This is a genomic window from Halomonas heilongjiangensis, assembly GCF_002879645.1.
GTDB classification, from domain to species: Bacteria; Pseudomonadota; Gammaproteobacteria; order Pseudomonadales; family Halomonadaceae; genus Halomonas; species Halomonas heilongjiangensis.
On sequence record NZ_PNRE01000051.1, the window covers coordinates 23456 to 44008 of the forward strand.

20 protein-coding genes are annotated in these 20553 nt (G+C 63.6%); 8 read left to right on the forward strand and 12 right to left on the reverse strand.

Annotation, left to right across the window (positions count from 1 at the left end; genetic code table 11):
* Positions 1 to 125 precede the first annotated feature (125 nt).
* The 4 genes from C1H66_RS22630 to C1H66_RS11660 all read right to left on the reverse strand — a co-directional run bounded on the left by C1H66_RS22630 (position 126) and on the right by C1H66_RS11660 (position 3497).
* Complete coding sequence (locus C1H66_RS22630) at positions 126 to 887, reverse strand: DUF6602 domain-containing protein (RefSeq protein WP_146010720.1); 762 nt, start codon at positions 885 to 887, stop codon at positions 126 to 128.
* A gap of 287 nt (positions 888 to 1174) precedes the next feature.
* Positions 1175 to 1816: a hypothetical protein gene (locus C1H66_RS22635; RefSeq protein ID WP_146010721.1), complete on the reverse strand. Its 642-nt coding sequence runs from the start codon at positions 1814 to 1816 to the stop codon at positions 1175 to 1177.
* 88 nt (positions 1817 to 1904) lie between these two features.
* On the reverse strand, positions 1905 to 2411 hold the full coding sequence (locus tag C1H66_RS11655) for a HEPN domain-containing protein (protein ID WP_102628054.1): 507 nt from the start codon (positions 2409 to 2411) through the stop codon (positions 1905 to 1907).
* Positions 2412 to 3497: a DUF262 domain-containing protein gene (locus C1H66_RS11660; protein ID WP_102628055.1), complete on the reverse strand. Its 1086-nt coding sequence runs from the start codon at positions 3495 to 3497 to the stop codon at positions 2412 to 2414. It abuts the gene before it with no gap.
* Between the two features lie 739 nt (positions 3498 to 4236).
* Between C1H66_RS11660 and C1H66_RS11665 the strand changes: the two genes are divergently transcribed.
* Complete coding sequence (locus C1H66_RS11665; protein WP_102628056.1) at positions 4237 to 4578, forward strand: hypothetical protein; 342 nt, start codon at positions 4237 to 4239, stop codon at positions 4576 to 4578.
* Positions 4579 to 4652: 74 nt separating this feature from the next.
* Here the strand turns inward: C1H66_RS11665 and C1H66_RS11670 are convergent, their stop codons facing one another.
* The gene (locus C1H66_RS11670; RefSeq protein WP_102628057.1) at positions 4653 to 5072 is read right to left on the reverse strand and encodes a SpoIIAA family protein; all 420 of its coding nucleotides are present in this window, start codon (positions 5070 to 5072) and stop codon (positions 4653 to 4655) included.
* A gap of 152 nt (positions 5073 to 5224) precedes the next feature.
* On the opposite strand from C1H66_RS11670, the gene C1H66_RS11675 reads away from it, so the two are divergent.
* From C1H66_RS11675 to C1H66_RS11705, 7 genes are all read left to right on the forward strand, one after another.
* A complete protein-coding gene (locus tag C1H66_RS11675) occupies positions 5225 to 6616 on the forward strand; it encodes a CHAD domain-containing protein (RefSeq protein WP_170064141.1) in 1392 nt (463 codons plus the stop codon).
* A gap of 65 nt (positions 6617 to 6681) precedes the next feature.
* Positions 6682 to 7863, forward strand: a complete 1182-nt coding sequence (locus tag C1H66_RS11680) for a glycosyltransferase (RefSeq protein WP_102628059.1) — start codon at positions 6682 to 6684, stop codon at positions 7861 to 7863.
* A gap of 56 nt (positions 7864 to 7919) precedes the next feature.
* Complete coding sequence (locus C1H66_RS11685) at positions 7920 to 8693, forward strand: pseudouridine synthase (protein ID WP_102628060.1); 774 nt, start codon at positions 7920 to 7922, stop codon at positions 8691 to 8693.
* Positions 8694 to 8729: 36 nt separating this feature from the next.
* On the forward strand, positions 8730 to 9581 hold the full coding sequence (gene tcdA / locus C1H66_RS11690; RefSeq protein WP_102628061.1) for a tRNA cyclic N6-threonylcarbamoyladenosine(37) synthase TcdA: 852 nt from the start codon (positions 8730 to 8732) through the stop codon (positions 9579 to 9581).
* Positions 9582 to 9603: 22 nt separating this feature from the next.
* Complete coding sequence (locus C1H66_RS11695; RefSeq protein ID WP_102628062.1) at positions 9604 to 9828, forward strand: DUF1653 domain-containing protein; 225 nt, start codon at positions 9604 to 9606, stop codon at positions 9826 to 9828.
* 303 nt (positions 9829 to 10131) lie between these two features.
* Complete coding sequence (locus C1H66_RS11700) at positions 10132 to 13251, forward strand: hypothetical protein (protein WP_102628063.1); 3120 nt, start codon at positions 10132 to 10134, stop codon at positions 13249 to 13251.
* Positions 13248 to 14225 carry a tetratricopeptide repeat protein gene (locus C1H66_RS11705; protein WP_102628064.1) on the forward strand — a complete coding sequence of 326 codons (978 nt, stop codon included), beginning with the start codon at positions 13248 to 13250 and terminating at the stop codon, positions 14223 to 14225. The genes C1H66_RS11700 and C1H66_RS11705 overlap by 4 nt, the downstream gene beginning before the upstream one ends.
* Before the next feature lie 18 nt (positions 14226 to 14243).
* Here the strand turns inward: C1H66_RS11705 and C1H66_RS11710 are convergent, their stop codons facing one another.
* The 7 genes from C1H66_RS11710 to C1H66_RS11740 form a co-directional block, all read right to left on the reverse strand.
* Positions 14244 to 15005: an ABC transporter permease gene (locus tag C1H66_RS11710; protein ID WP_102628092.1), complete on the reverse strand. Its 762-nt coding sequence runs from the start codon at positions 15003 to 15005 to the stop codon at positions 14244 to 14246.
* 19 nt (positions 15006 to 15024) lie between these two features.
* A complete protein-coding gene (locus C1H66_RS11715; protein WP_102628065.1) occupies positions 15025 to 15807 on the reverse strand; it encodes an ABC transporter ATP-binding protein in 783 nt (260 codons plus the stop codon).
* A 2-nt stretch (positions 15808 to 15809) separates the two neighbouring features.
* The gene (locus C1H66_RS11720) at positions 15810 to 16871 is read right to left on the reverse strand and encodes an ABC transporter substrate-binding protein (RefSeq protein WP_102628066.1); all 1062 of its coding nucleotides are present in this window, start codon (positions 16869 to 16871) and stop codon (positions 15810 to 15812) included.
* Positions 16872 to 17105: 234 nt separating this feature from the next.
* Complete coding sequence (locus C1H66_RS11725) at positions 17106 to 17711, reverse strand: ABC-type transport auxiliary lipoprotein family protein (RefSeq protein ID WP_102628067.1); 606 nt, start codon at positions 17709 to 17711, stop codon at positions 17106 to 17108.
* Between the two features lie 21 nt (positions 17712 to 17732).
* Complete coding sequence (locus C1H66_RS11730) at positions 17733 to 18653, reverse strand: MlaD family protein (protein WP_102628068.1); 921 nt, start codon at positions 18651 to 18653, stop codon at positions 17733 to 17735.
* Positions 18654 to 18677: 24 nt separating this feature from the next.
* A complete protein-coding gene (locus C1H66_RS11735; RefSeq protein WP_102628069.1) occupies positions 18678 to 19457 on the reverse strand; it encodes an ABC transporter ATP-binding protein in 780 nt (259 codons plus the stop codon).
* A gap of 1 nt (position 19458) precedes the next feature.
* Positions 19459 to 20547 carry an ABC transporter permease gene (locus C1H66_RS11740; RefSeq protein ID WP_102628070.1) on the reverse strand — a complete coding sequence of 363 codons (1089 nt, stop codon included), beginning with the start codon at positions 20545 to 20547 and terminating at the stop codon, positions 19459 to 19461.
* Positions 20548 to 20553: the final 6 nt, after the last annotated feature.

A 20553-nucleotide genomic window follows, 5' to 3' on the forward strand; every position in this document is an offset into this window, starting at 1 on the left:
CAGCATTGACTAAAATTCCTCACTCGGCCAAGAGCGAAACTTCAGCAGTCAGTGATATATGTAACCGACAAACTCAGGCGCGAAAAACCTGTAATGCGGGTTGGTTATCGGCCGCAGAGTCATTTTTATACGCGTACACGTCTCGGCACACCTCCACTTTCCTGACTCAGATAATTCCCGAACTTTGGTCGTCCTTTCGCGGCAAGAAACTTTGGTATTGTATTGCTAGTCCCGGCCATATAGTGCAAAACCTCGTCGATGCCGCCAGTTGCAGGGAAATGCAACCAACCATTATCAGAATGACACCAGTAACCTCTTCCTACGATACATAACACCTTGATAAGTGGATCGCATGTTGGTCCAGCATTAACTTCTTTAAACCGTTCAAACTCCTTTTCTTCAGGGCCTGACATGTCGCTATCGAATGCGAATAGAGCACAAATTGGCAATGGCGTTTCAGCTTGTTGATAACCTGTTCCGAAAAAATATTCCGTGGATAAATAAGAAAGATTTCTGATGCTTTCAGCCCCTTTGACTGCTTCTTCAATTCCGCATTTATTCAGCTTAGATTTAACCTCTACTGAATAGAGGCATGATTCCGCTGGAAAAAGACCTGTTCGATGGTCGTATAAGCCAGGCGGCATTATTTCAGGAGAGTAGAGTATAACATCCAGTTGTTTTGAAAGGTTACCTTTAACATCGACGAGCTTTCCTGTGCCAAAATGGATTTCTGGTGTTAGAACTGGTCTCAGTATCCTCTCTACAAGAATTTCACGAATATGTCCAATCAAACCTGGGTGCACCAGACTGCTTGCCGCTTTCGCTTCTTGTAATGCAGATTGAACGGCAATTCGAGTGCGGCTTCTAATGGGATTCTCTGTACTCATGAGCTTCCTCTATATCAAAATCATCAATAAGATTTGATCTCTCATATACACCATGGTTACATAGAAAAGTTCGTGACTGAACATCAGACACCTTGTGACCCATCGTTTGATTCGATTTGTTAATTAGATCTCTCTAGCACCCGCGTAGTTAAATCATCAACAATCGGCCAAGAGCGGACATTTAGAGCGTGCTGATGCATTAACACCCGCAGCACGCGCGGGCTTGCAGTGGAGCCGAAGGCCCACCGTAAAGGCCGTCGCTGTGCCTGCGATTGCTAGAACTTAGGCTACTCTGCTTCACGGACTATTACCCCACCCTTTGAAAGTTTGAATCCGATGTTGCTCAGTAGCAAGCTCGTAAGATTTACAAAGGTCCATGCGACTTCAAACGAAAGCTTCGATTCTAAATCTGTACAGGAGTTGGCTTGATGAAGCACGCAATTTCGCAGCTTTTGAACGTCTTCACGTTCTTTCCAAAGAGGCTTTTCGCTATCATCGCGACAATATTTTTGAATGCCGCCGTCAAACTCAACGTGGTGTTCAAGGATGCCGAATACCAACTCTTTAAAACGATCAACTCCTGTTTGCTTAACCAAGTTACTTGCAACTATCTCTGCAAGCGATTCGGTATGCACCAAGCCATAAATTATTGGTTTTATGAGCACGGATTTTAGTAAAACTTCCATAGCTGTGGCTGAGTACAGAAGTGATGCTGTTGGATCGGAGTCCTGATATGACCTAGCCTTTTTAAGAAAAGCCATTGCCTGTTCAGCAATATGCTTATGCTCTTTGTAATACGATGCAAGCCTTGTGCTTACGAACTCCTCAATCGCTAGTTCTTTATATTCATCATAAAGTTCAGCTGCAAGCGAATCAACAAACTCTGAATAAGCTTGCTCTTGCTCCGCCTCATACCAATCCATAGGCATAGAATGGATTCCACTGACTTCCTAACGCCGGCGTCACAGGAGGCGGCGCGACGGCGCCGGAATCCTGTGTACGCCTTAATTATGCATTTCATCGTCTCATAGTTTCAGCAAGACAATGTATAACCTCCTTACCATCCTGATATGCCTGAACGACCTCGCCATATGTTGTGTTCGAATTAAGCTTTCCTTCATGCGCAAAATCATTGCGCCAAGTAATCAGATTTGTATACGAATTTTTTATATCTCGACGATTCGCTAACAAGTAGGCTTTTGCTGCTTCATCAAGTTTACGATCAAACCTTTTGTTATACTTCTCTCCGAATTTTTTTATGTAATCACATTGTATCACTCTGATCTTTATGCGCCCGTTTATTCTGTCAAAATAATTTTCCGTAAAGCTGCCTAGAACTTTATGCTTATTGCGGGCAAAATTAATAAATATTTCTTTCAAAGCTAACTCATATACGGTAACGGCAGCGACGGAAACGAAGCCAACATACTTGATCCGAACAAGGGGGTCTTGAATGTTAGGTACGATACCATTTAGGTGATCGATTACATCATCCGCATGCTGAAAATGGTTGGTGTAAGTCATTTATGCACCAAATACTATTCTTTTAACTCGTGAAAGCCTGCTATGAACGGTTTTAGTATCTGTAGTATTTATAGTTGCATCATCTATAAAATCTTGATCTTCAACGAGCTCTCTGAACCTTTCTCCAATATTTATTTTTGGCAGATTTTTATAATTTTCAATCAATACAGCCATAAAGGAGTCAAGGGCAGACACGTTCAAAGGCCCCCTTAAATGGAATGGCTTTTCCCCCAGTTCTTTTAAGACCAACTCTGCAACTTTAGGAAAAACTTCAAGAAAACTCTTTGATTTTTTAGTTTCTCCAGTCTGATGTTTTCTCATGGCTTGATTAAGAAATTCTTTCATGGGTTTTTCATAACTATCCGAAGCACCCACCAAGGAGAAAATTCGCAATAAAAGCTCAACATCTTTCTGATGCTTGTCGAGATTAGGCCTTCCTATGATTTTTCGCCAACTCTTATCTTTATTTGCTTCTTTTAATAACTGACTGAACTCCCCCCTGAACACACAGTTTCTTATCTCTTGTGGTTTTAGCGGCGTACCTCCGGTATTTAGTCTTTCGAATATATGGTAGGCACTCGTACCCTCTCCTACGGGATTTAGCTGTCGTATGTTAATGGCTCTCAATACAGCCTGCTTTAGTTTTCTCTGGTCTGACTCATCTAACTCGTCAAATTTTTTACCATTATATGGATTCCCATCACCTAAACCAGACAGTCTAAATACCAAGCGTTTACCATGAGTGCTTTCCTTTCCAAAATATCCCTCAAGATAAAAAACAACACTCAATATTCTTTGCTGCCCATCAATTACTAGATTTTTATTTTCTTCATCAATATAGAAGAAAACGGGAGGAACGGGCAAGCCTGTAAGAAAAGAATCAATCAATAAAGATGACTGCCTTATCCCCCAAACAAATTCTCTTTGATAATCAGGGATCTCTATATCACCATCCTTCCACATTTGAGCGATACCTGACAAGGTATAGTCGGAAGGATAGCTCGCGATGTCGTAATGAACAGCAACTTCATCTTCTTCGTTCTCAAATTCTGTTTCGACGTCGTCTTCCGCAAAAACTGTAGTCATAATATCCTCTATTTTATTGACAAATCACCGCATAACAGTGATTATACTTCACGCTCTATTATTGGCGTATCATGCCGGCATGTTCAAATCAACAAACAAGCCTGCTTGGCCCAGCATAACCTTCTGACCATTCTTGAATCCAGGATTTAAGTACACCTCGGTAGCATAATTCGGTAAACGAGCCGGCAACATTCGTCCGAACATCCGTTTCGGGTCGATATCTGCCGGTCGCAAGCTCCCTCCCACAGAAGTCCTACTGGCTGGAACCCCGCCCCGTATGGATTTTCCGATCTGCGGGCACGCTACCGCCCGGCAGTCCCGCTAGACGCCGCCACCTTGGCCACTGCGGGCCGAAAATGTCGCCCAATGGCGACATCGAAACTCCGCCTGATCACATCCAGTAACACTCAGCCTACTAAAGATTTCTTCGGCTTGCCTTCTCGAATCTTGAGTTTTCTCATACCTCATGGCTTGGAATGCTCCTCCTCGCCGATGTGCTGCCCCACCCGCGAGGTCGCGTCGTACATCTGCGGCGGGTGCGGCTCTGTTGGCCGAGGGAGCCGTGCTCGGGTAGGGCGTGCCAGGGCTCGATGGTCGGTTCCCGGGCCAGGCGGCCGCGGGTCCGTGTATCGGGTTCTTGGCTGGGGATGCGCAGCGGGCTGAAGCCGGGTGATGAGTCCCGTATCCTCTGTTGCCCGGGGCGGTGGCCCATGAGTTATCGGTAGCGAGGGAGATGCGAGTGGCGAGGCACTATCAGGAGCGCAAGTTGATCCGGTCGCTGACCGCGGCGTGCGAGCAGGCGAAGCAGGAGGTGCCTGGCTTCGCCTGGGTGACCCATGTGGATACCGAGGCCGGGACGCCCTGTATCGTCTGGGTGTTCGACACGCCGGAGGCGATGGCCGAGGCAGTGCGCTCGCCGGGGCAGTGGCGGGAGTGGTCGCGGCAGGCGCTGTTCGAGGCGGGGCTCAGGGTGGATGACGCGGCCAGGTGGGTGGGGTTCGACAACGAGGCGGCCTGTCGACGCCACTCTGGGGGGAACTGGAAGCACCAGCTTCAGCGGCATCTACCCAGGCGCCGGTAACGGCGCCCCGAGGCATCCTCTAGCCCGCGGAGCGGTTGGCGCCCCTCATGGCACGCTCGGACTGCAGGCAACGCTCAGGCGCCGTGATAGCCGTCCTCTTCGGGTTCCTCGTGGGCGCCCCTGGGCAATTCGCCGGCCCAGGCCATGGCGGCGGAGCGCTCGCGCTTGGGGAAGGTGCGAATCTCCAGGGCCCTGAACAGCCTATCTTCCAGATGGGCGAGATGCTTGACCCATTCCCTGTCGGTGATCACGGCGGCCCGGTAGTAGTGCTGGAGGTCGCCGAGCTGGGTCAGGCCATAACCGATATCTTTCATCAAGGCCGTCAGCGTCATCCAGCGCAGGTCGTCGATCTCGGCCACCATGCTGATCATCGGATGCGCCTTCTTGGCGGCCTCGATGGCATCGATGGCGCGCTGCAGCTCCCGCGCCGTCACGATGCCGCCTGCCTTCATCGCCACGACATGGTCCGCCGGATGGGAAATGAATTCCAACATGGACGTTCTCCTTGGATCATGGGAGGAACGGGGCGCCTCGCTAGCTTCCAGCATAGCGTGTCGATGCCACCCTGCCGGTCACGACACCGTCATCTTGTCGCGCTAGCGTCGGTAGACCATCGGGATGAATGAGCCATGATCGCGAGGTGCCCATGAAGCATCTCTACCTGATCCGACATGCCCGCGCGAAGCGGGCCACTGACGACCACGAACGCCCGCTGAGCGGCCGCGGCCAGCGCCAGGTGGCCGCCATGGCGGAGCCGCTGCAGCGCTTGGGCGCCTTCACCGGCGAGATCCATGTCAGCACCGCCCTGCGCGCGCGCCAGACGCTGTTGGGTCTGGATGCCACCCTGCCCGAACTCGGCCTGGCCGCCCGGGCCCACTATCACGAGGCGCTCTACACCTTCGAGGAGAAGCCATTGCGCCGATGGCTCAGAGCCGCCGATCTCGATACCGATCATCTGACGCTGATCGGCCACAATCCGGCCCTGCTGGAGCTCGCCCAGCGGCTGAGCGCCCAGGCGCCGAAGCGCCTACCCACCGGCGGCCTCTTACATATCACCCTGCCCATCGCCACCTGGCGAGAGCTGGGCCGTCACCAGGGAGAGATTATCCACACTCTCTCGCCCAGGGAAGCGAGCCACATCCTCTTCCAGGGCAGGGCGCCGGAGCCACCGCGGCTCGATGACCTGGGGACCCGGCATCGCATCATCAACCAGCTCGAGCACCAGTACCGCATGATCCGGGCGCTGGAGCCGGGGGTGGCCGCCGGGCATGACCCCGAGTTCCTGCACCAGTACCGGGTCAACCTGCGCCGCAGCCGGGCGCTGGCCGAGACGCTGCTGGCCATCATCGAGATCCCGAGGCTCGGCCGGGCCCTCAAGGGGCTCAAGCGGCACGCCCGGGCCACCAGCGAGCTGCGCGACCTGGAGGTGTTCCTGGAACACCTGGCCCGCCAGCCGTCGCCGGAGGCCGGTCCAGCCCTCACGCCCCTGGTCGCCTGGCTCCACGAGCGCGCCAGGGAGGCCCGCCGGGAGCTCTGCCATCAGCTGCAGCGCCGCGCCTACGCCCGGGACATGCTGGCGTGGCGAGACGCCATCGCCTCCAAGGGATTCACCAAGGCGCTGTCGGGCCTGCAGGAGCGGCAGATCGATCGGGTGTTGCGGGAACGCCTGGCCCGCCACGACGCCCAGCTCACCTCGCTGACCGACGCCTCCCCGGATGCCGCGCTGCACAAGCTGCGCAAGCGGGTGAAGCGCCTCCGCTACCTGGCGGAGCTGTCGCCGGAGCGCCACCGCCGGCTGCTCGAGGGGCTCAAGGTGCACCAGGAGCGGCTCGGCGACTTCCAGGATCTCTGCAGCCAACTCGACTGGCTCGACGCCTTCACCGACGCGGAACCGGGCCAGGCACTACCGGAAACATCCCGGCAAGCGCTGCAGCACTGGCGCACTCGGCTGCACGAGCGCAAGGCAACGCTCCGGCAGGCCATCCTGGCCCTCGCACCGCTGACCGAGCGCGACAGCGCCCAGCCCACTCCCGCCTGAGACTGTCACCGCCGCGTCACGCGCCTGCCCCAGGATGGCGGAACCTTGCCAGCCAGGGCCCGGTCATGAAGATCCTGATGCTCTCGGACGTCTACTTCCCGCGCGTCAACGGGGTGTCCACCTCCATCGCCAGCTTTCGCGGCGCCCTGGAGCGCCGCGGCCACTCGGTCACCCTGATCTGCCCCGACTACCCGGTGGGCCAGGTGGACGAGCCCGAGGTCCTGCGCATCCGCTCGCGCGGGGTGCCGGGCGACCCCGAGGATCGCATGATGCACTATCGCGAGGTGCTGGCCCTCACTCCACTGCTCGCCGACGACGCCTTCGACCTGATCCATATCCATACCCCCTTCGTGGCCCACTATGCCGGCATCGCCCTAGGCGACCGGCTGGGCATTCCGGTGGTGGCCACCTACCACACGCTGTTCGAGGAGTACCTGCACCACTACGTGCGCTGGTTGCCGCGGGGCTGGCTGCGCTTCGCCGCCCGACGCCTCTCGGTACGCCAGTGCCACCAGGTGAAAGCCCTGGTGGCACCGTCCCGCGCCATGCAGGAGGCGCTCACCCACTACGGCGTGACGACGCCGATATCGGTGATCGGTACCGGCCTGGCGCTGGAGAGCTTCCGTCATTCCCATGAGGAAAACGACTTTCGCACCCGCTACGACCTGCCCGCCGATGCTCGGCTACTGCTGTTCGTCGGCCGCACCGCCCATGAGAAGAACATCGGTTTCCTGATCGACCTGCTGCCCCGGGTGCTGGCCCGGCACCCCACCACGCGGCTGATCGTCACCGGCGAGGGCCCGGCCCAGGCCGATCTGGCCCGCCGGGCTCGGGATGCCGGCGTGGCTGGGGCGGTGCTGTTTCTCGGCTACCTGGGCCGCGATGGTCCCTTGCAGGCCGCCTATCGCGCCGCCGACGCCTTCGTTTTCGCCTCACGGACAGAGACCCAGGGGCTGGTGCTGCTGGAGGCCCTGGCGCTGGGCACCCCGGTCGTTTCAACGGCGGTGATGGGCACCCGGGACGTGCTTCGGGAAGGCGAAGGCTGTTTGATCGCCGAGGAGACCCTCGACGACTTCGCCGCCCAGGTGAACCGGCTGCTGGGGGACGCGGCGCTGCACACCGAACTGGCCCACCGCGCCCAGATCTATGCCTCCGGCTGGGATGAGGACACCAAGGCCGGCGAACTGCTGGCGTTCTACCGGCATCATGCCCCCTGCCTGCTCGACCCGCTGCCCGACCATGGGTGACAGCGTCGCCCGGTACGGCGACAATGGCCAGCCTCGCTCCACCGGCCGGAACCATGATGGCGCCACCGCTGACAATCCTTCATCAGGACGACCACCTGGTCGTCGTGCACAAGCCGGCGGGCCTGCTGGTGCACCGCACCGCCCTGGCGCGGGGCGAGCGCGCCTTCCTGCTGCAGCGGCTGCGTGACCAGCTCGGCCGGCGGGTCTATCCGGTCCACCGGCTGGATCGCCCCACCTCGGGGATCATGGTATTCGCCCTCTCGCCGGAGATCGCCACACCGCTGGCCGAGGCCTTTGCCGAACGCCGGGTGGCGAAGCGCTACCTGGCGGTGGTGCGCGGCCTCGGCCCCGAGCACGAGTGGCTCGACTATCCCCTGCGCGAGGAGGACGGCAGCCGCCCCAAGGCCGAGATGCCGGCGCTCGCGGCGTTGACCGAGGTGAGGCGCCTGGACAGCGTGGAGCTGCCGGTGCAGGTCGACCGTTACCCGCGCAGTCGCTATTCGCTGATGGAGGCACGACCGCGCACCGGCCGGCGCCACCAGATCCGCCGCCACCTGTCACACCGGGGCTACCCGATCATCGGCGACGCCAAGCACGGCAAGGGCAATCACAACCGCTTCTTCGCCGAGCGCCTCGACAGTCCCCGCCTGCTGCTCGCCGCCGTGGGCCTGGCCTTCGATCATCCCGTCGAGGAGCACCGCCTCGAGTTGAGCGGCGCCCTGGATGCCGGCATGACGGCGCTGTTCCGGCGCTTCGGCTGGGCCGGCCACCTGCCGCCGGACAGGGTGCGCCTGACCCGGCCCCGCGCCGACCTCGAACCCGCGAGCTGACCTCGCTTCCCCCATCCGCGACCGAAACGAACCGCCATGACCGACTTTCCCTTCGCGTCCACCGCCATCGATCCCCGCGACGTCGCCACGGACGATCATGCCCTGCGCTTCGGCGGCATTCGCCGGCTCTACGGCGCCCGCGCCTTCGCGCGCTTCCGCGGCGCCCATGTGGTGGTGGTCGGCGTGGGCGGCGTGGGCAGCTGGACGGTGGAGGCCCTGGCGCGCTCCGGCATCGGCAAGCTGACGCTGATCGACCTCGACGACGTCTGCGTCTCCAACGTCAACCGCCAGCTGCATGCCCTGGACGGCACCATCGGCCGCCCCAAGGTGGAGGTGCTGGCCGAGCGTTGCCGGGCGATCCAGCCGGGCATCGAGGTGATGGACGACACCGCCTTCGTCACCCCGACCAACCTGCCCGAGCGGATTCCCGAGGATGCCGACCACGTGGTCGACGCCATCGACAGCGTGGTCGCCAAGGCCGCCTTGATCGCCTGGTGCAAGCGGCGCAAGCTGCCGGTCACCGTGACCGGTGCGGCCGGGGGCCAGACCGACCCGACCCGCATCCGGGTGGCGGACCTGGCCCGCACCGAGCACGACCCGCTGCTGGCCAAGGTGCGCGCCCGGCTGCGCCGCGACTTCGGCTTCTCGCGCAATCCGAAGCGGCGCTTCTCGGTGGAATGCGTCTACTCTGACGAGCAGCTGGTCTATCCGAGTGCCGACGGCGAGGTGTGCCTGCAGAAGCCCGGGCACGGCGAGGCGACCCGGCTCGACTGCGCCTCGGGCTTCGGTGCCGCCACCTTCGTCACCGGCAGCTTCGGCTTCGTCGCCGCCTCGCGGGTGCTGGCCCAGCTGGCGAAATCGGCCGCCGCGGCCGCCCCCGCGTCCTGATCCTCAGCCCCTGGAGCCCGAGATGACCCATCCCCTTCCCGTCCCCGGCATCTACAGCCACTACAAGGGCAACCACTACGAGGTGCTCGGCGTCGCCCACCACAGCGAGACCGAGGAGCCGCTGGTGGTCTACCGCGCCCTCTACGGCGAGTACGGCCTCTGGGTGCGGCCGCTGGAGATGTTTACCGAGACCGTCGAGGTACAGGGCGAGCCGGTGCCGCGCTTCGAGCTCGAGAAGGCGTTCTGAGCAGGCATCCATGGCGCAGGTTCCCACTCGGCACGAGAGAGTGACGGTGACGACCGGTACACTCCATGTAGGATATTGCCGACAACTACCGTAAGCCCCATCGTCAATTTCCCCTCCTCCATTCCTTTTCCCGGCTGACTTGCATAGGGTCCCCAACATACCGAGCCGTCACGGCAGGCGTTCGCTCGCCACACGGAAGTGAACTGACGCATGGGAGGCGTCACAGTGTCACAGCAAACCGCTACGGAATGGCCAGCCTTCGTCCCAAATCCGGGTGGAGGAGAATCCTTCGCACCGCCGCGCATGGCCTGCCAAGCGCCTGAGTGGGTCGATATCCTCTACCTCGTCGGCACCGGGCGATTCTGGCTACTCACCCGCGACGTCGCCGAGGATCTCGACGAGGCGGCCCATGAGCTTTACCAATGGGCCAGCCTCGAGGATCCCGCACGGCGTAACGCCACGTTGTCCGAGAAGGCCGGCATCATGGAGTGCTTCCTGCCGGCCTCCCCCGGCAGTTTCCTCTCGGACGAAGAGCGCGACCGATACTTCGAGCTGGAGCGGGAGTTGGCCAAGGCGAGGGTCTGGCACAACGGCCTGGATGCCACCATCGAGACTTCGCCTCTCCCCGCCGGGCGCGAAGCCGACGACCGTCAACGCCGGTTGCGCTACCAACGCCAACAGCAGGCCAACGAGATACGGCGCCTCGAGGATGAGCTTAACGCCCTGCGCAATGCCGGACGGCGGGCCGCCCGTGGCGCGGGCTATGTGGTTGACGGCGATGCCTACTACGGCCCCTGGGAGAATGAGATCCAGCAGGCCCTGGAGACCTACCGTCGCACCCGCCGGGAGGCCATGCGCCGGCACGAACTGGTGCCGGGCGTGGATCACGAAGCAGATGACGATCGCGAGCAGCGCTTCACCCTGCTGGAGGTTCTCGCCGAGTACCAGACGTTCCTCGAGAGCTGCGAGACGCAGACGCCCAATGCCGCCAGTGCGCAGTGTCATCTCGCCGAGATGCTCCGCATGGCGGAGCTGCGCAGCGGCACCCTTTATGCTGCCTACCTGGAAAGCATCCTCCAACTGGCGGCATTGGGGATCGCCACGCCGGAATACGCCCTGGCCAACCCTTCCGCATCGGGTACCGCCCTGCGGGATGGGGTCGGCGACTTCGATGACTATAACGACCTGCTTCGCGAACAGGCCGACCTGCTCGCCGCGGTGGAAACCAAGCTGGAAGAGTGGCAGACCGGCACCGCGGGCCATACCGCCCTGCCGCTATTCCTGTTCGCCGATGAGCGTGAGCGTTATCAGGAGCTGAGCGAGCAGCTCGATGCCCTGCACGAAAGCGCCAGGCAAGCCGTGGAAACCATGCGTCCGCGGCGCGTGCTGTTCTGGCAGGCCGACCTGGCCGATGAGCGCAACGCCTTCGGCTACGAAAAGCGCAGCCTCGACATGCTCGTCCGCAATGACTGGCCACTGCGTGAATTCACTTCCGCCGGTGGTGAGCGCGAGTTATGCCATATCAGTCTGCATCTGCTGATGGACTATATGAGCATTGGCGTGCGTGATCGCATCGCACCGCTGCTCGACGCCGACGGCGTGCTCCCGGCGACCCTGTGGGAAGCCCCGGAAACGGCGCTTTCGCACTGGCTCGACCTCAAGGGCTGCGAGCCCATCGACTGGCGCGGAGAATGGCACGACGACGACCTGGGCCTGTTCCAGCCCGAGGCGTTCTATGCCTATCTCGACGAGGCGGGTTACGAGATCGCCAGCCTGGCCAGCGCCGACGCCAGGTCACGCTGGGGCGAAACCCTGCAGCGCCTGCTGTTCACCGGCCCCGCCAGGGATACCCTGCGTCTGTTCGACGCCAGCGCCCAGGCCCAGGCCCTGCGACTGATCGGGCTGACCCAGGGAGAGCTGTCATCGCTGATCACCCTCGACTTCCCCGAACCGCTACGCCTGGCCGACACCACCACTGCGGAAGGCGAGAGGGAGACCCGACAAGGCGGCGTTGAAGCATCCAGCTCCAAGGGTCCCCTGCGCCGCGAATGGAAGCTCAAGGGAGACTACCACCTGGCCCGTGGCGAACTGACCCTGAACGTACTGGACCTGCCCGAAGAGGACGAGGCGCTGCATGCCAAATTGCCGCTCAAGGATGGCGGCGAGCTGGACCTGGGGCGCTATGCCCTGCTCCTGGAGACCGTGGCCAAGGGCTTCGCCGGCGCCAGCCTGGCCATGTCAGGCGCGCTGCGCCTGTCCTTCGACGGCGAACCAAACATCACCGCCGATGAACCGGTGCACCGCCTGGGTATCGGCGGTCAACTCAATGCCTTCCTGGGGGTCCGCGGCGGCATCGAGCATCGCTGCGAGCTACGCTGGGAGCCGCCCGAGGACATCGCCATGCGCGCCCCCATGCACCAGGCGGTGGATGCCTTTACCCGGCGTAACCGGCTGGACGAGCTGCAAGAGTGGCGCAGTCTGGGCATGGTCGCGTGGCACCGCGAACACGGCGTGGCCTGGGGCGGGAATGCCGACTTCCATCTCGGCCTGCGGGATGGCAAGTTCGTGCTGCGGGCCAAGGCCGCCCTGTTCTGCGGGCGCGGGGTGGGCGGCGGCATGACCATGGAGCTCGACAATCGCCACCTGGACCTGTGGCTGACCATGCTGCACCGCGACCTGGTGGCCAGCGGTTTCGAACGTGTCGACTGGCTGGATGACGAGGCCTTCAACGAGCTCAGCGACCTCGGCTATGTGCTGATGATGCCCCTGCTCAATGCCGGCCTGGTAATGGCCAAGGGGCGCGCCTGGCTGCGGCAACTGCGGGATGAGCTGGCGCAGACGGATCGGGCCGGTCAGATCGCCTATGTGCTGACCTCCCGTGATGGCCAGGAAGAGCGCCAACTGCGTGCCTGGGTTCAGCAGCTGACCCCCGAGGCCTTGGGCGCGCTGCTCTGGCTACTTAGCAGTCCACCAAGAGCGTTCGAGATCAGTTCGGCGGACAGCGCTCTTGGAGGCCTGGGGATGCAGACAAGCTTTAGCGAACCCCAGGCGCGCGACCTGCAGCAGATGGCCATCGCCAACTGCGTGGGCTGGATTCACGAGGGCGTGCTCGGCGGCGTCTACGGGTCGGTTCGCCCGGCCTCCGGCCCCAACCCGGGAAGCCGGCTGTTCGAAAAGGCCCTGCTGCGGCTCGACCGTCACGGTAAGCGCACCCATGCGGTGCGCGGGCTCGGCTACTGCCGTAACCGTTACCTATTGGATCGGTTTATGGAAAGTCCAGGCTTACCTGGTGGTCAATCAAGAGCCACGAGAGAGAAGTATCTTGCTGCCGCCAATAGTTTGGGCCGTCATGCCGATGCCCACTGCGAATACCTGCCCGATGGGCAGGGAGGCATGCGCGTGATCTACGAGGAACCCCGATGATCATTGGATATAAAGCCCTGGTACTCGCTGCCCTGCTGCTCAGCCCGATCAGCGGCTGGGCACTGGATGCTGAGACCCAGGCTGCCAAGGATGAGGGCCTGCGCCTCTACAACGCTCATCTCCGGAGCCAGGCTCCACCTTACTTGGAGCCTGCTGCCGAGGCCGGCGATGCGGAGGCCATGTACTATCTCGGCGAGATCCACCGACTGCGCCATATGGGCATGACCCGCGAGGCGCTGGCGTGGTACCGGCGTGCCGCCGAACACGGCGAGCCCTATGCCATGCTGCGGTTGCACCAGGGAGGCGCCTGTCGCCTGGGCGATGTCTGCCCCGACAAGGGCGACGACTGGCGACAGGCGGCCCTGAAGGCGACCCTTCCCTTGGCGGAGGCCGGGGATTCCGACGCCATGGGCGTATTGTTCGACGTCTACAACTCCCTGGGCCAGCCGGAGGAGACCGTCAGTTGGCTCGAGCGTGCCAGCGAGGCCGGTCACGCGGAGTCACAGTACCGGATGGGCCACCTGATTCATGACGGCTATGGCGATTACCCCGATGAGGCAGAGCGGCGAGAGGAAGCCGAAGGCTGGTATCGCCGGGCGGCCGAAGGGGGCTACCCACCGGCGATGAACCACCTGTCTGCTCTCCTGAGCCAGCGGGAGCGCCATGAGGAGGCCTGGGAGTGGATGGTTGAGGCCTCTGAAGAAGGCGTTCTAGATGCTCGCCTGAGCATCGGATGGTGCTATCTGGAGCCGAATACCGAAGAAAGATGCCAAGTCGAGCAGGATGTAGTGAAAGGATGGGCGATTCTGTTCGCTATGGTCGAGGAAACGAGTAATGATGCGGCAGAATGGTTGCTCAAGACCCGCGGCGAATTGCTCACCGCCGAACAGCGCGAAGAAGCCGAGGCCCTGGCCGAGGAGTGGTTGGCCAAGGAGCCCCCGCTGTCCCAGTTTCCGCCCCGGTTCGGCTTTTGACGATGCCGTGGATCGGCATCAGCGCTGCCCGCGGTGGGCCCAGCCGGTCATGCGCCTCTCCAGCAACGCGAACAGCTCGTACATCACCATGGCCATGGCGCTGATCACGATCAGCCCGGCGAACACCAATGCCATGCGCATCTGCGAGCCGGCGCTCATCATCAGGTAGCCGATGCCCTGGTTGGAGGCCACGGTCTCGGAGACCACGGTGCCGACGAAGGCCAGGGTGATGGCCACCTTCAGCGAGGCGAAGAAGTAGGGCAGCGAGCGCGGCAGCCCGACCTTGAGCAGCACGTCGAGGCGCCGTGCGCCGAGTACCCGCAGCACGTCCTCGAGCTCCGGCTCCAGGGTCGCCAGGCCGGTGGCCACGTTGACCACGATGGGGAAGAAGCAGATCAGGAAGGCGGTGAGGATCGCCGGCACCGAGCCGATGCCGAACCACACCACCAGGATCGGCACGAAGGCCACCTTGGGGATGGCGTTGAAGCCCACCAGCAGCGGGTAGCAGGCGTGGTAGAGGAAGCGCGACGAGCCGATGATGAAGCCCAGCGCCAGCCCCACCGCCACGCCGATGCCGAAGCCGGCCATGGTGGTCCAGAGGGTCTGCCAGGAGTGCATGCCGATGGGCCCGGCGAAGGTCACCAGCGCCTGGGCGGTGGCCCAGGCGCCGGGAAAGATGAACTCCGGCACCTCGAGCAGGCGTATGGTGGCTTCCCAGATCACCACCAGGACCGCCACCGCCGCCCAGGGCGCGAGGCGCTCGCGGGTCTTCTCGCTCATGGCCATGTCGCCTCCTCGTTCAGCGGCTGCGAATCTCGCCGATCCGCGCGCGCAGTGCCTGCACCAGGCCGGTGAAGGGTTCCTCGTAGGTCGTCGCCAGCTCCCGCGGACGCGGCAGGTCGATCTCGCGCCGCTCGATGATGCGCCCCGGCCGGCGGCTCATCACGTAGACGGTGTCGGCCAGGAAGGCCGCCTCGCGCAGGTCGTGGGTCACCAGCACCACGGTGAAGCGCTGGGCCTCCCAGAGGTCGCGCAGCACGCACCACAGCTCCTCGCGGGTGAAGGCGTCCAGGGCGGCGAAGGGCTCGTCGAGCATCAAGAGCCGTGGGCGATGGATCAGCGCCCGGCAGATCGAGGCGCGCTGCTGCATGCCGCCGGAGAGCTGCCAGGGAAACTGGTCCTCGTAGCCCTCGAGCCCCACGGTGCGCAGCAGGTCGCGGGCCCAGCCGACGAACTCCGCGCGGCGCCGGCGGAACTGGCTGCGGTACGGCCTGACGATCTCCAGCGGCAGCAGGACATTGTCGAGCGTGGTGCGCCAGGGCAGCAGGTTGGCGTTCTGGAAGGCCATGCCGGAGATCTTCAGTGGCCCGCCCACCGGCGCGCCGTCTACCCGCACGCTGCCCACGGTCGGCGCATGCAGGCCGGTGCAGAGCTTCATGAAGGTCGACTTGCCGCAGCCCGAAGGGCCGACGAAGGCGACGAACTCGCCCTCCTCGATGGTCAGGCTGATCTCCTCGATGGCGTTGCCGGTATCGTCATAGGCCAGGCTCACCTGGTCGAAGGCGACGAAGGGGGCCGCCATGCCTAGTCTCCCTGGCCGGGGAAGATCATCCGCTCCTCCCGGGGCGGCAGGAAGCGCGAGGTGAAGACCCGCTCGGGCTCGGGGATCGAGGCCAGCCCGTAGGCGTCGGCGACCAGTTGAATGGCATTGGCGAGCCGCTCCTCGTCCACGGCGCCGGCACCATTGGCGCGGGCATCCTCGGTATCGATCACGCTGTCGATGGCGAGCCTGAGGCGCCGGGTCTCGAGTTCCACGTCGATCAGCCCATCTCGCTGGTAGACGTAGTCGATGGCGCCTTCCGGGTCGGCGAGGGTCTCCTTCAGCGCCCGGTTGAAGGCGCGCAGGAAGCCCTCGACGGCCTCGGGGTGCTCCTCGGAGAAGGCCTCGCTGGCGACGATGGCGTTGCCGTAGAGCGGCACGCCGTGGTCGGGGAACGGCAGGATGGTGAGCTCCTCCTCGCCCAGCCCGCGCCCCTCCAGGTTGAGCAGGCTGGTGAAGTAGAAGCCGGTGATGGCGTCCACGTCGCCGCGTACCAGCAGCGTCTCGCGCAGGGCCGGGTCGACGTTCTGCCACTCGACGGCGTCGGCGTCGAGATCGTTGGCGGCGGCGAAGATGCCCCAGGCGCGGTAGCCGGTGTCAAAGGCGGGGGCGGCCAGCGCCTTGCCGGCGAGGTCCGAGGGCGACTCGATGCCGCGGTCCTTGCGCGCGAAGACCGACGCCGGCGTGCCGTCGTAGACCACGTAGACACCCTGGATGCCGGGCGCCTCCGGGTTCTCGGCGAGGAATTCCACCAGGGCGTTGAGGTCGCCGAAGCCCATCTCGTAGGCGCCGGAGGCGACCCGGTTGATGGCCCCGGCGGAGCCGCTGCCGGAATCCACCTGCACGTCTAGCCCCTCCTCGGCGAAGTAGCCGCGCTCCACCGCCATCAGGAAGGGCGCCGAGGGCCCCTCGAAGCGCCAGTCGAGCTGGAAGCGGATGCGGGTCTCGTCGGCCTGGGCCAGGGAGGCACCGAGCAGTGACAGGCAGAGCGCACCGGCCAGCAGGCCGGCCCCGGGCAAGGCGGTGCAGGAGGAAGTTCGACGCATGGATCCAGCCCTCTCGTAACCACGTAGGTTGTCATTGTTGTGGATGCAGCTTCCTTGCCAACCCGGTCGCCACGGCAGCAGGATCGACCGAAGCGGCATCGACACGGGAAGCACTTGGCCCGGGCTCACGATCCGGGCCGCCAGCAGGGGCCACACCGGTGCGGCGGCGCGCAGCCTCTGCACCAGCGTAGATCATCCGCCGCCCGGGGGGCGGGCGGTGCGCTCACGCGGGGCTCAACGGGCCTCGTCGGCGAGGGTATCGAGGCGCTCGAGCAACGCCTCGAGCCAGGCTTCCAGCAGGGCCTGCTGGGCGGCGAGGCCGGGTTCCGCCCCCTCCGGCCGGAAGGCGCGTCGCTCGCTCCAGCGCCACTGGTCGATCACGCCCCGCTCGCCGCGCAGCGTCGTGCGCAGGGCAACGAGTGCCTCGGGGGATTCGCCACGATAGTCGTGAAGCCACTCCAGCACCTCGACCTCGAGCCGCACATCGGCCGCGTCCCCCCGCTGTACCACGGCCACCATGCCGCTGCGGGAGAGCTGGTCCGCCAGCAGGTCACCCAACTGGCGCGACAGCGGCGCCCCCCAGCGCGATCGCACATAGGGGCGGCGCCGGAAATCCTGCTCGATATAGAGCAGCGCCGTATCGCTGATGCCGGCCATGACGCGCGGCGTCTCCACGCTCAGCACCGCGAACCGTGGCGGTCGCTCCTCGGGTGCCGCCGGGGTCTCCAGGCGCAACGGCGTCACCGCGTCGCGGCTGCCGGGGGCGGCACAGCCGGCCAGCAGCGCGAGCAGCAGCAGGAGCGGTAGCCGAAGGCCATCCGGTCGCTTCCTTGATGACATGGGACACTCCCTGTGAACGAATCAGCGCTCGCCGGGACCGGGCGGCTGGCGATCGGGGCCGAACAGCAGTTGCCGGGGATTCTGCTCCAGCTCACGCGTGAGGTCGCCGAGTTGCTCCACCAGCTCATCGAAACGGCCCAGGCTACGACGCACCTGGTCACCCGTCATCGCCAGGCTCTCGCCGGCCCCCTGGCTGAACTCGCCCAGGGCTTCGCGCAGGCCGGCGAGCAGCTCACGGGTGTCATCGCCGAGGCCGTCGAGGTCCTCCAGGGGGCCGCCCGAGAAGCGCTCGAGCCGGGCGGTGAGCACCTCCAGGTTATGCAGCGTCGCCTGGAAGCTCTCCAGGTTGTCGTCGTCGAGCAGCCGCTCGAGGCGTTCGGCGCTCTGGCCGACGCTGGCCAGCAGCCGGGACACCGACTCGCGGTTCTCGTCGCCCAGCAGGTCGTCGATACGCGCGCTGATGCTGGCCATCCGCTCGGCCATCACATCGACCCGGTCGAGTACCTCGCCCAGCGCCTGGTCGAGCTGGAAGAGCCGCGACGGCTGGTAGGCGATCGTCGGCGGCCGGTCGCCGTCGTGGTCGAGCATCGGGCCATCGCCGCCGGACAGCTCCACCGAGGTGCGTCCGGTGAGCACCTGGCTACGCAGGGTGGCGCTGGTGCCTTCGCGCAACCGGTAGTCGGGCGCCACCCGCAGGATCAGTTCGACCCGCGCCAGGTCACGGCTGAGGTCGATGCGCTCGACGTAGCCCACCTCGACGCCCCGGTAGGAGACATTGGCCCGCTCGGAAAGACCGGCCACCGACTCCTCCACCTCGACCCGATAGGGGAGATGGTCCTGCTGGTCGCGCTCGCCGGCCAGCCAGACCAGCATCGCCACCAGCAGGCCGGTCAACCCGAGCATGAAGGCACCCACCAGCGCCGGGTTCACTTTCGTCTGCATGGCGTTCTCCTCCCCCCGGCGGCATCAGGCATCCGCGCGGAAGCGCTGGGCCCGGGCATTGCCGAAATAGCGGGCGATCTCGGGCTCGTGGCTCTCGGTCAGGTCGCGGGCCGAGGCCACTTCCAGCACGCGCCCCTGCCCCAGGTAGGCCACCCGGTCGGTGACCGTGAACAGCGAGTCCAGGTCGTGAGTCACCAGGATCAGGGTCAGGCCCAGCGCCTGGCGAAGGGTATTGAACAGGGCGTCCAGTTCGGCTGCGCTGACCGGGTCGAGACCCGCACTGGGCTCGTCGAGCAGCAGCAGCTCGGGGTCCAGCGCCAGGGCCCGGGCCACCGCGGCTCGCTTGAGCATGCCCCCCGAGAGCTCCCGCGGATAGCGCTGGGCCGCTTCCCGCGGCAGCCCCACCAGGGCAATCTTCAGTCGCGCGAACTCCTCGATCAAGAGGGCCGGTAGTCGGGTGTGCTCGGTGAGCGGCAGCATCACGTTCTCGAGCACCGTCAGCGACGAGAACAGGGCGCCCTGCTGGAACATCACCCCGAGGCGCCGGCGCAGCGGCATCAGCCGCGATTCGCTCATGGCCATGTCCACCTCCTCGCCGAACAGCTTCAGCCGCCCGGCATGGGGCGCCTTGAGCAGACTGATCACCGAGAGCAGCACCGACTTGCCACTGCCGCTGCCGCCGACGATGCCCAGCGCCTCGCCGCGACGCACCTCGAGGTCGAGCCCCTGGTGCACCACCAGGGCGCCGAAACGGGTCTCAAGACCCGCCAGCTCGACCGGAACGCTCTCGTCACGCCGCCCCATCTCACCACCCCATCAGGTTGAAGAGCACCGAGAACAGGGCGTCCAGCACGATCACCCAGAAGATCGCCTGCACCACGCTGGACGTCGTGTTGCGCCCGATGCTCTCGGCATCGCCACGGGCGCGCATGCCCTCGCTGCAGCCCACCAGGGCGATGACCATGCCGAACACCACCGACTTGCCGATACCGACCCAGAAGTGTTGGCCGGCCACCACCTGGGGGACCCGCGCGAGGAAGGTGTCGAAGTCCACCCCCAGCATGAGATCGGCCACCAGCACGCCGCCCGCCAGGCCGGCGGCGTTGGCCAGCACGGTCAGCAGCGGCATGGCGATCACCAGCCCCAGCCACTTGGGCAGCAGCAACCGCTCCACCGGTGACATGCCCAGGGTCAGCAGGGCGTCGATCTCACGGTTGCCGCGCATGGTGGCGAGTTCGGCGGTGAAGGCCGCGCCGGAGCGGCCGGCGACGATGATCGCGGTGATCAGCGGGCCGAACTCGCGGAACAGGGTCAGGGTGACCAGCTCGACGATGAAGATATTGGCCCCGAAGGTACGCAGCTGGATGCCGCCCTGGTAGGCCAGCACGCCACCGAGCAGGAAGGCCAGCAGGGCGATGATCGGCACCGCCAGGGCGCCGCTGGCCACCACCACGTTCAGGGTCTCGCGCCAGCGCAGCCGATGGGGAGCACGCAACAGCGCGAGCAGGGCCAGGCACAGCTCGCCGAGGGTCGCCAGCAGGTGGTGCAGTTGATCCAGCGAGAGCAACACCCGGCGACCGAAGCCCTCCAGCCAACCGCGGCGCGGCAGGGCTCGCTCCGGCGTGTCGTGCAGGGCCTTCCGTACCAGGGTGAGGAGCGGCTGCCAGCGGCTATCGAGGCCGGCCGGCATGGCGTCGTCGCCCAGCCATACCAGCAACCGGGCACCATTGCTGTCGAGCCGCGTCACGCCCCTGGCCTCGAGTCGCCAGGGGCCCTGGCGGCTCAGTGCCAGCGCCTGGTCGGCAACCAGGGCCAGGGTCGGGGTGGTCCAGTCTCCCTCGAGTCGCAGCCGGTCGCCCTCGACGACCAGGCCGGGGGGGCGGGAGGCATCCATGTCCTT

Coding starts and splice junctions, on each gene's coding strand:
- C1H66_RS22630 (WP_146010720.1), bottom strand. CDS start 887: ATGAGTACAGAGAATCCCATTAGAAGCCGCACTCGAATTGCCGTTCAA.
- C1H66_RS22635 (WP_146010721.1), bottom strand. CDS start 1,816: ATGCCTATGGATTGGTATGAGGCGGAGCAAGAGCAAGCTTATTCAGAG.
- C1H66_RS11655 (WP_102628054.1), bottom strand. CDS start 2,411: ATGACTTACACCAACCATTTTCAGCATGCGGATGATGTAATCGATCAC.
- C1H66_RS11660 (WP_102628055.1), bottom strand. CDS start 3,497: ATGACTACAGTTTTTGCGGAAGACGACGTCGAAACAGAATTTGAGAAC.
- C1H66_RS11670 (WP_102628057.1), bottom strand. CDS start 5,072: ATGTTGGAATTCATTTCCCATCCGGCGGACCATGTCGTGGCGATGAAG.
- C1H66_RS11675 (WP_170064141.1), top strand. CDS start 5,225: ATGAAGCATCTCTACCTGATCCGACATGCCCGCGCGAAGCGGGCCACT.
- C1H66_RS11680 (WP_102628059.1), top strand. CDS start 6,682: ATGAAGATCCTGATGCTCTCGGACGTCTACTTCCCGCGCGTCAACGGG.
- C1H66_RS11685 (WP_102628060.1), top strand. CDS start 7,920: ATGGCGCCACCGCTGACAATCCTTCATCAGGACGACCACCTGGTCGTC.
- tcdA (WP_102628061.1), top strand. CDS start 8,730: ATGACCGACTTTCCCTTCGCGTCCACCGCCATCGATCCCCGCGACGTC.
- C1H66_RS11695 (WP_102628062.1), top strand. CDS start 9,604: ATGACCCATCCCCTTCCCGTCCCCGGCATCTACAGCCACTACAAGGGC.
- C1H66_RS11700 (WP_102628063.1), top strand. CDS start 10,132: ATGGCCTGCCAAGCGCCTGAGTGGGTCGATATCCTCTACCTCGTCGGC.
- C1H66_RS11705 (WP_102628064.1), top strand. CDS start 13,248: ATGATCATTGGATATAAAGCCCTGGTACTCGCTGCCCTGCTGCTCAGC.
- C1H66_RS11710 (WP_102628092.1), bottom strand. CDS start 15,005: ATGAGCGAGAAGACCCGCGAGCGCCTCGCGCCCTGGGCGGCGGTGGCG.
- C1H66_RS11715 (WP_102628065.1), bottom strand. CDS start 15,807: ATGGCGGCCCCCTTCGTCGCCTTCGACCAGGTGAGCCTGGCCTATGAC.
- C1H66_RS11720 (WP_102628066.1), bottom strand. CDS start 16,871: ATGCGTCGAACTTCCTCCTGCACCGCCTTGCCCGGGGCCGGCCTGCTG.
- C1H66_RS11725 (WP_102628067.1), bottom strand. CDS start 17,711: ATGTCATCAAGGAAGCGACCGGATGGCCTTCGGCTACCGCTCCTGCTG.
- C1H66_RS11730 (WP_102628068.1), bottom strand. CDS start 18,653: ATGCAGACGAAAGTGAACCCGGCGCTGGTGGGTGCCTTCATGCTCGGG.
- C1H66_RS11735 (WP_102628069.1), bottom strand. CDS start 19,457: ATGGGGCGGCGTGACGAGAGCGTTCCGGTCGAGCTGGCGGGTCTTGAG.
- C1H66_RS11740 (WP_102628070.1), bottom strand. CDS start 20,547: ATGGATGCCTCCCGCCCCCCCGGCCTGGTCGTCGAGGGCGACCGGCTG.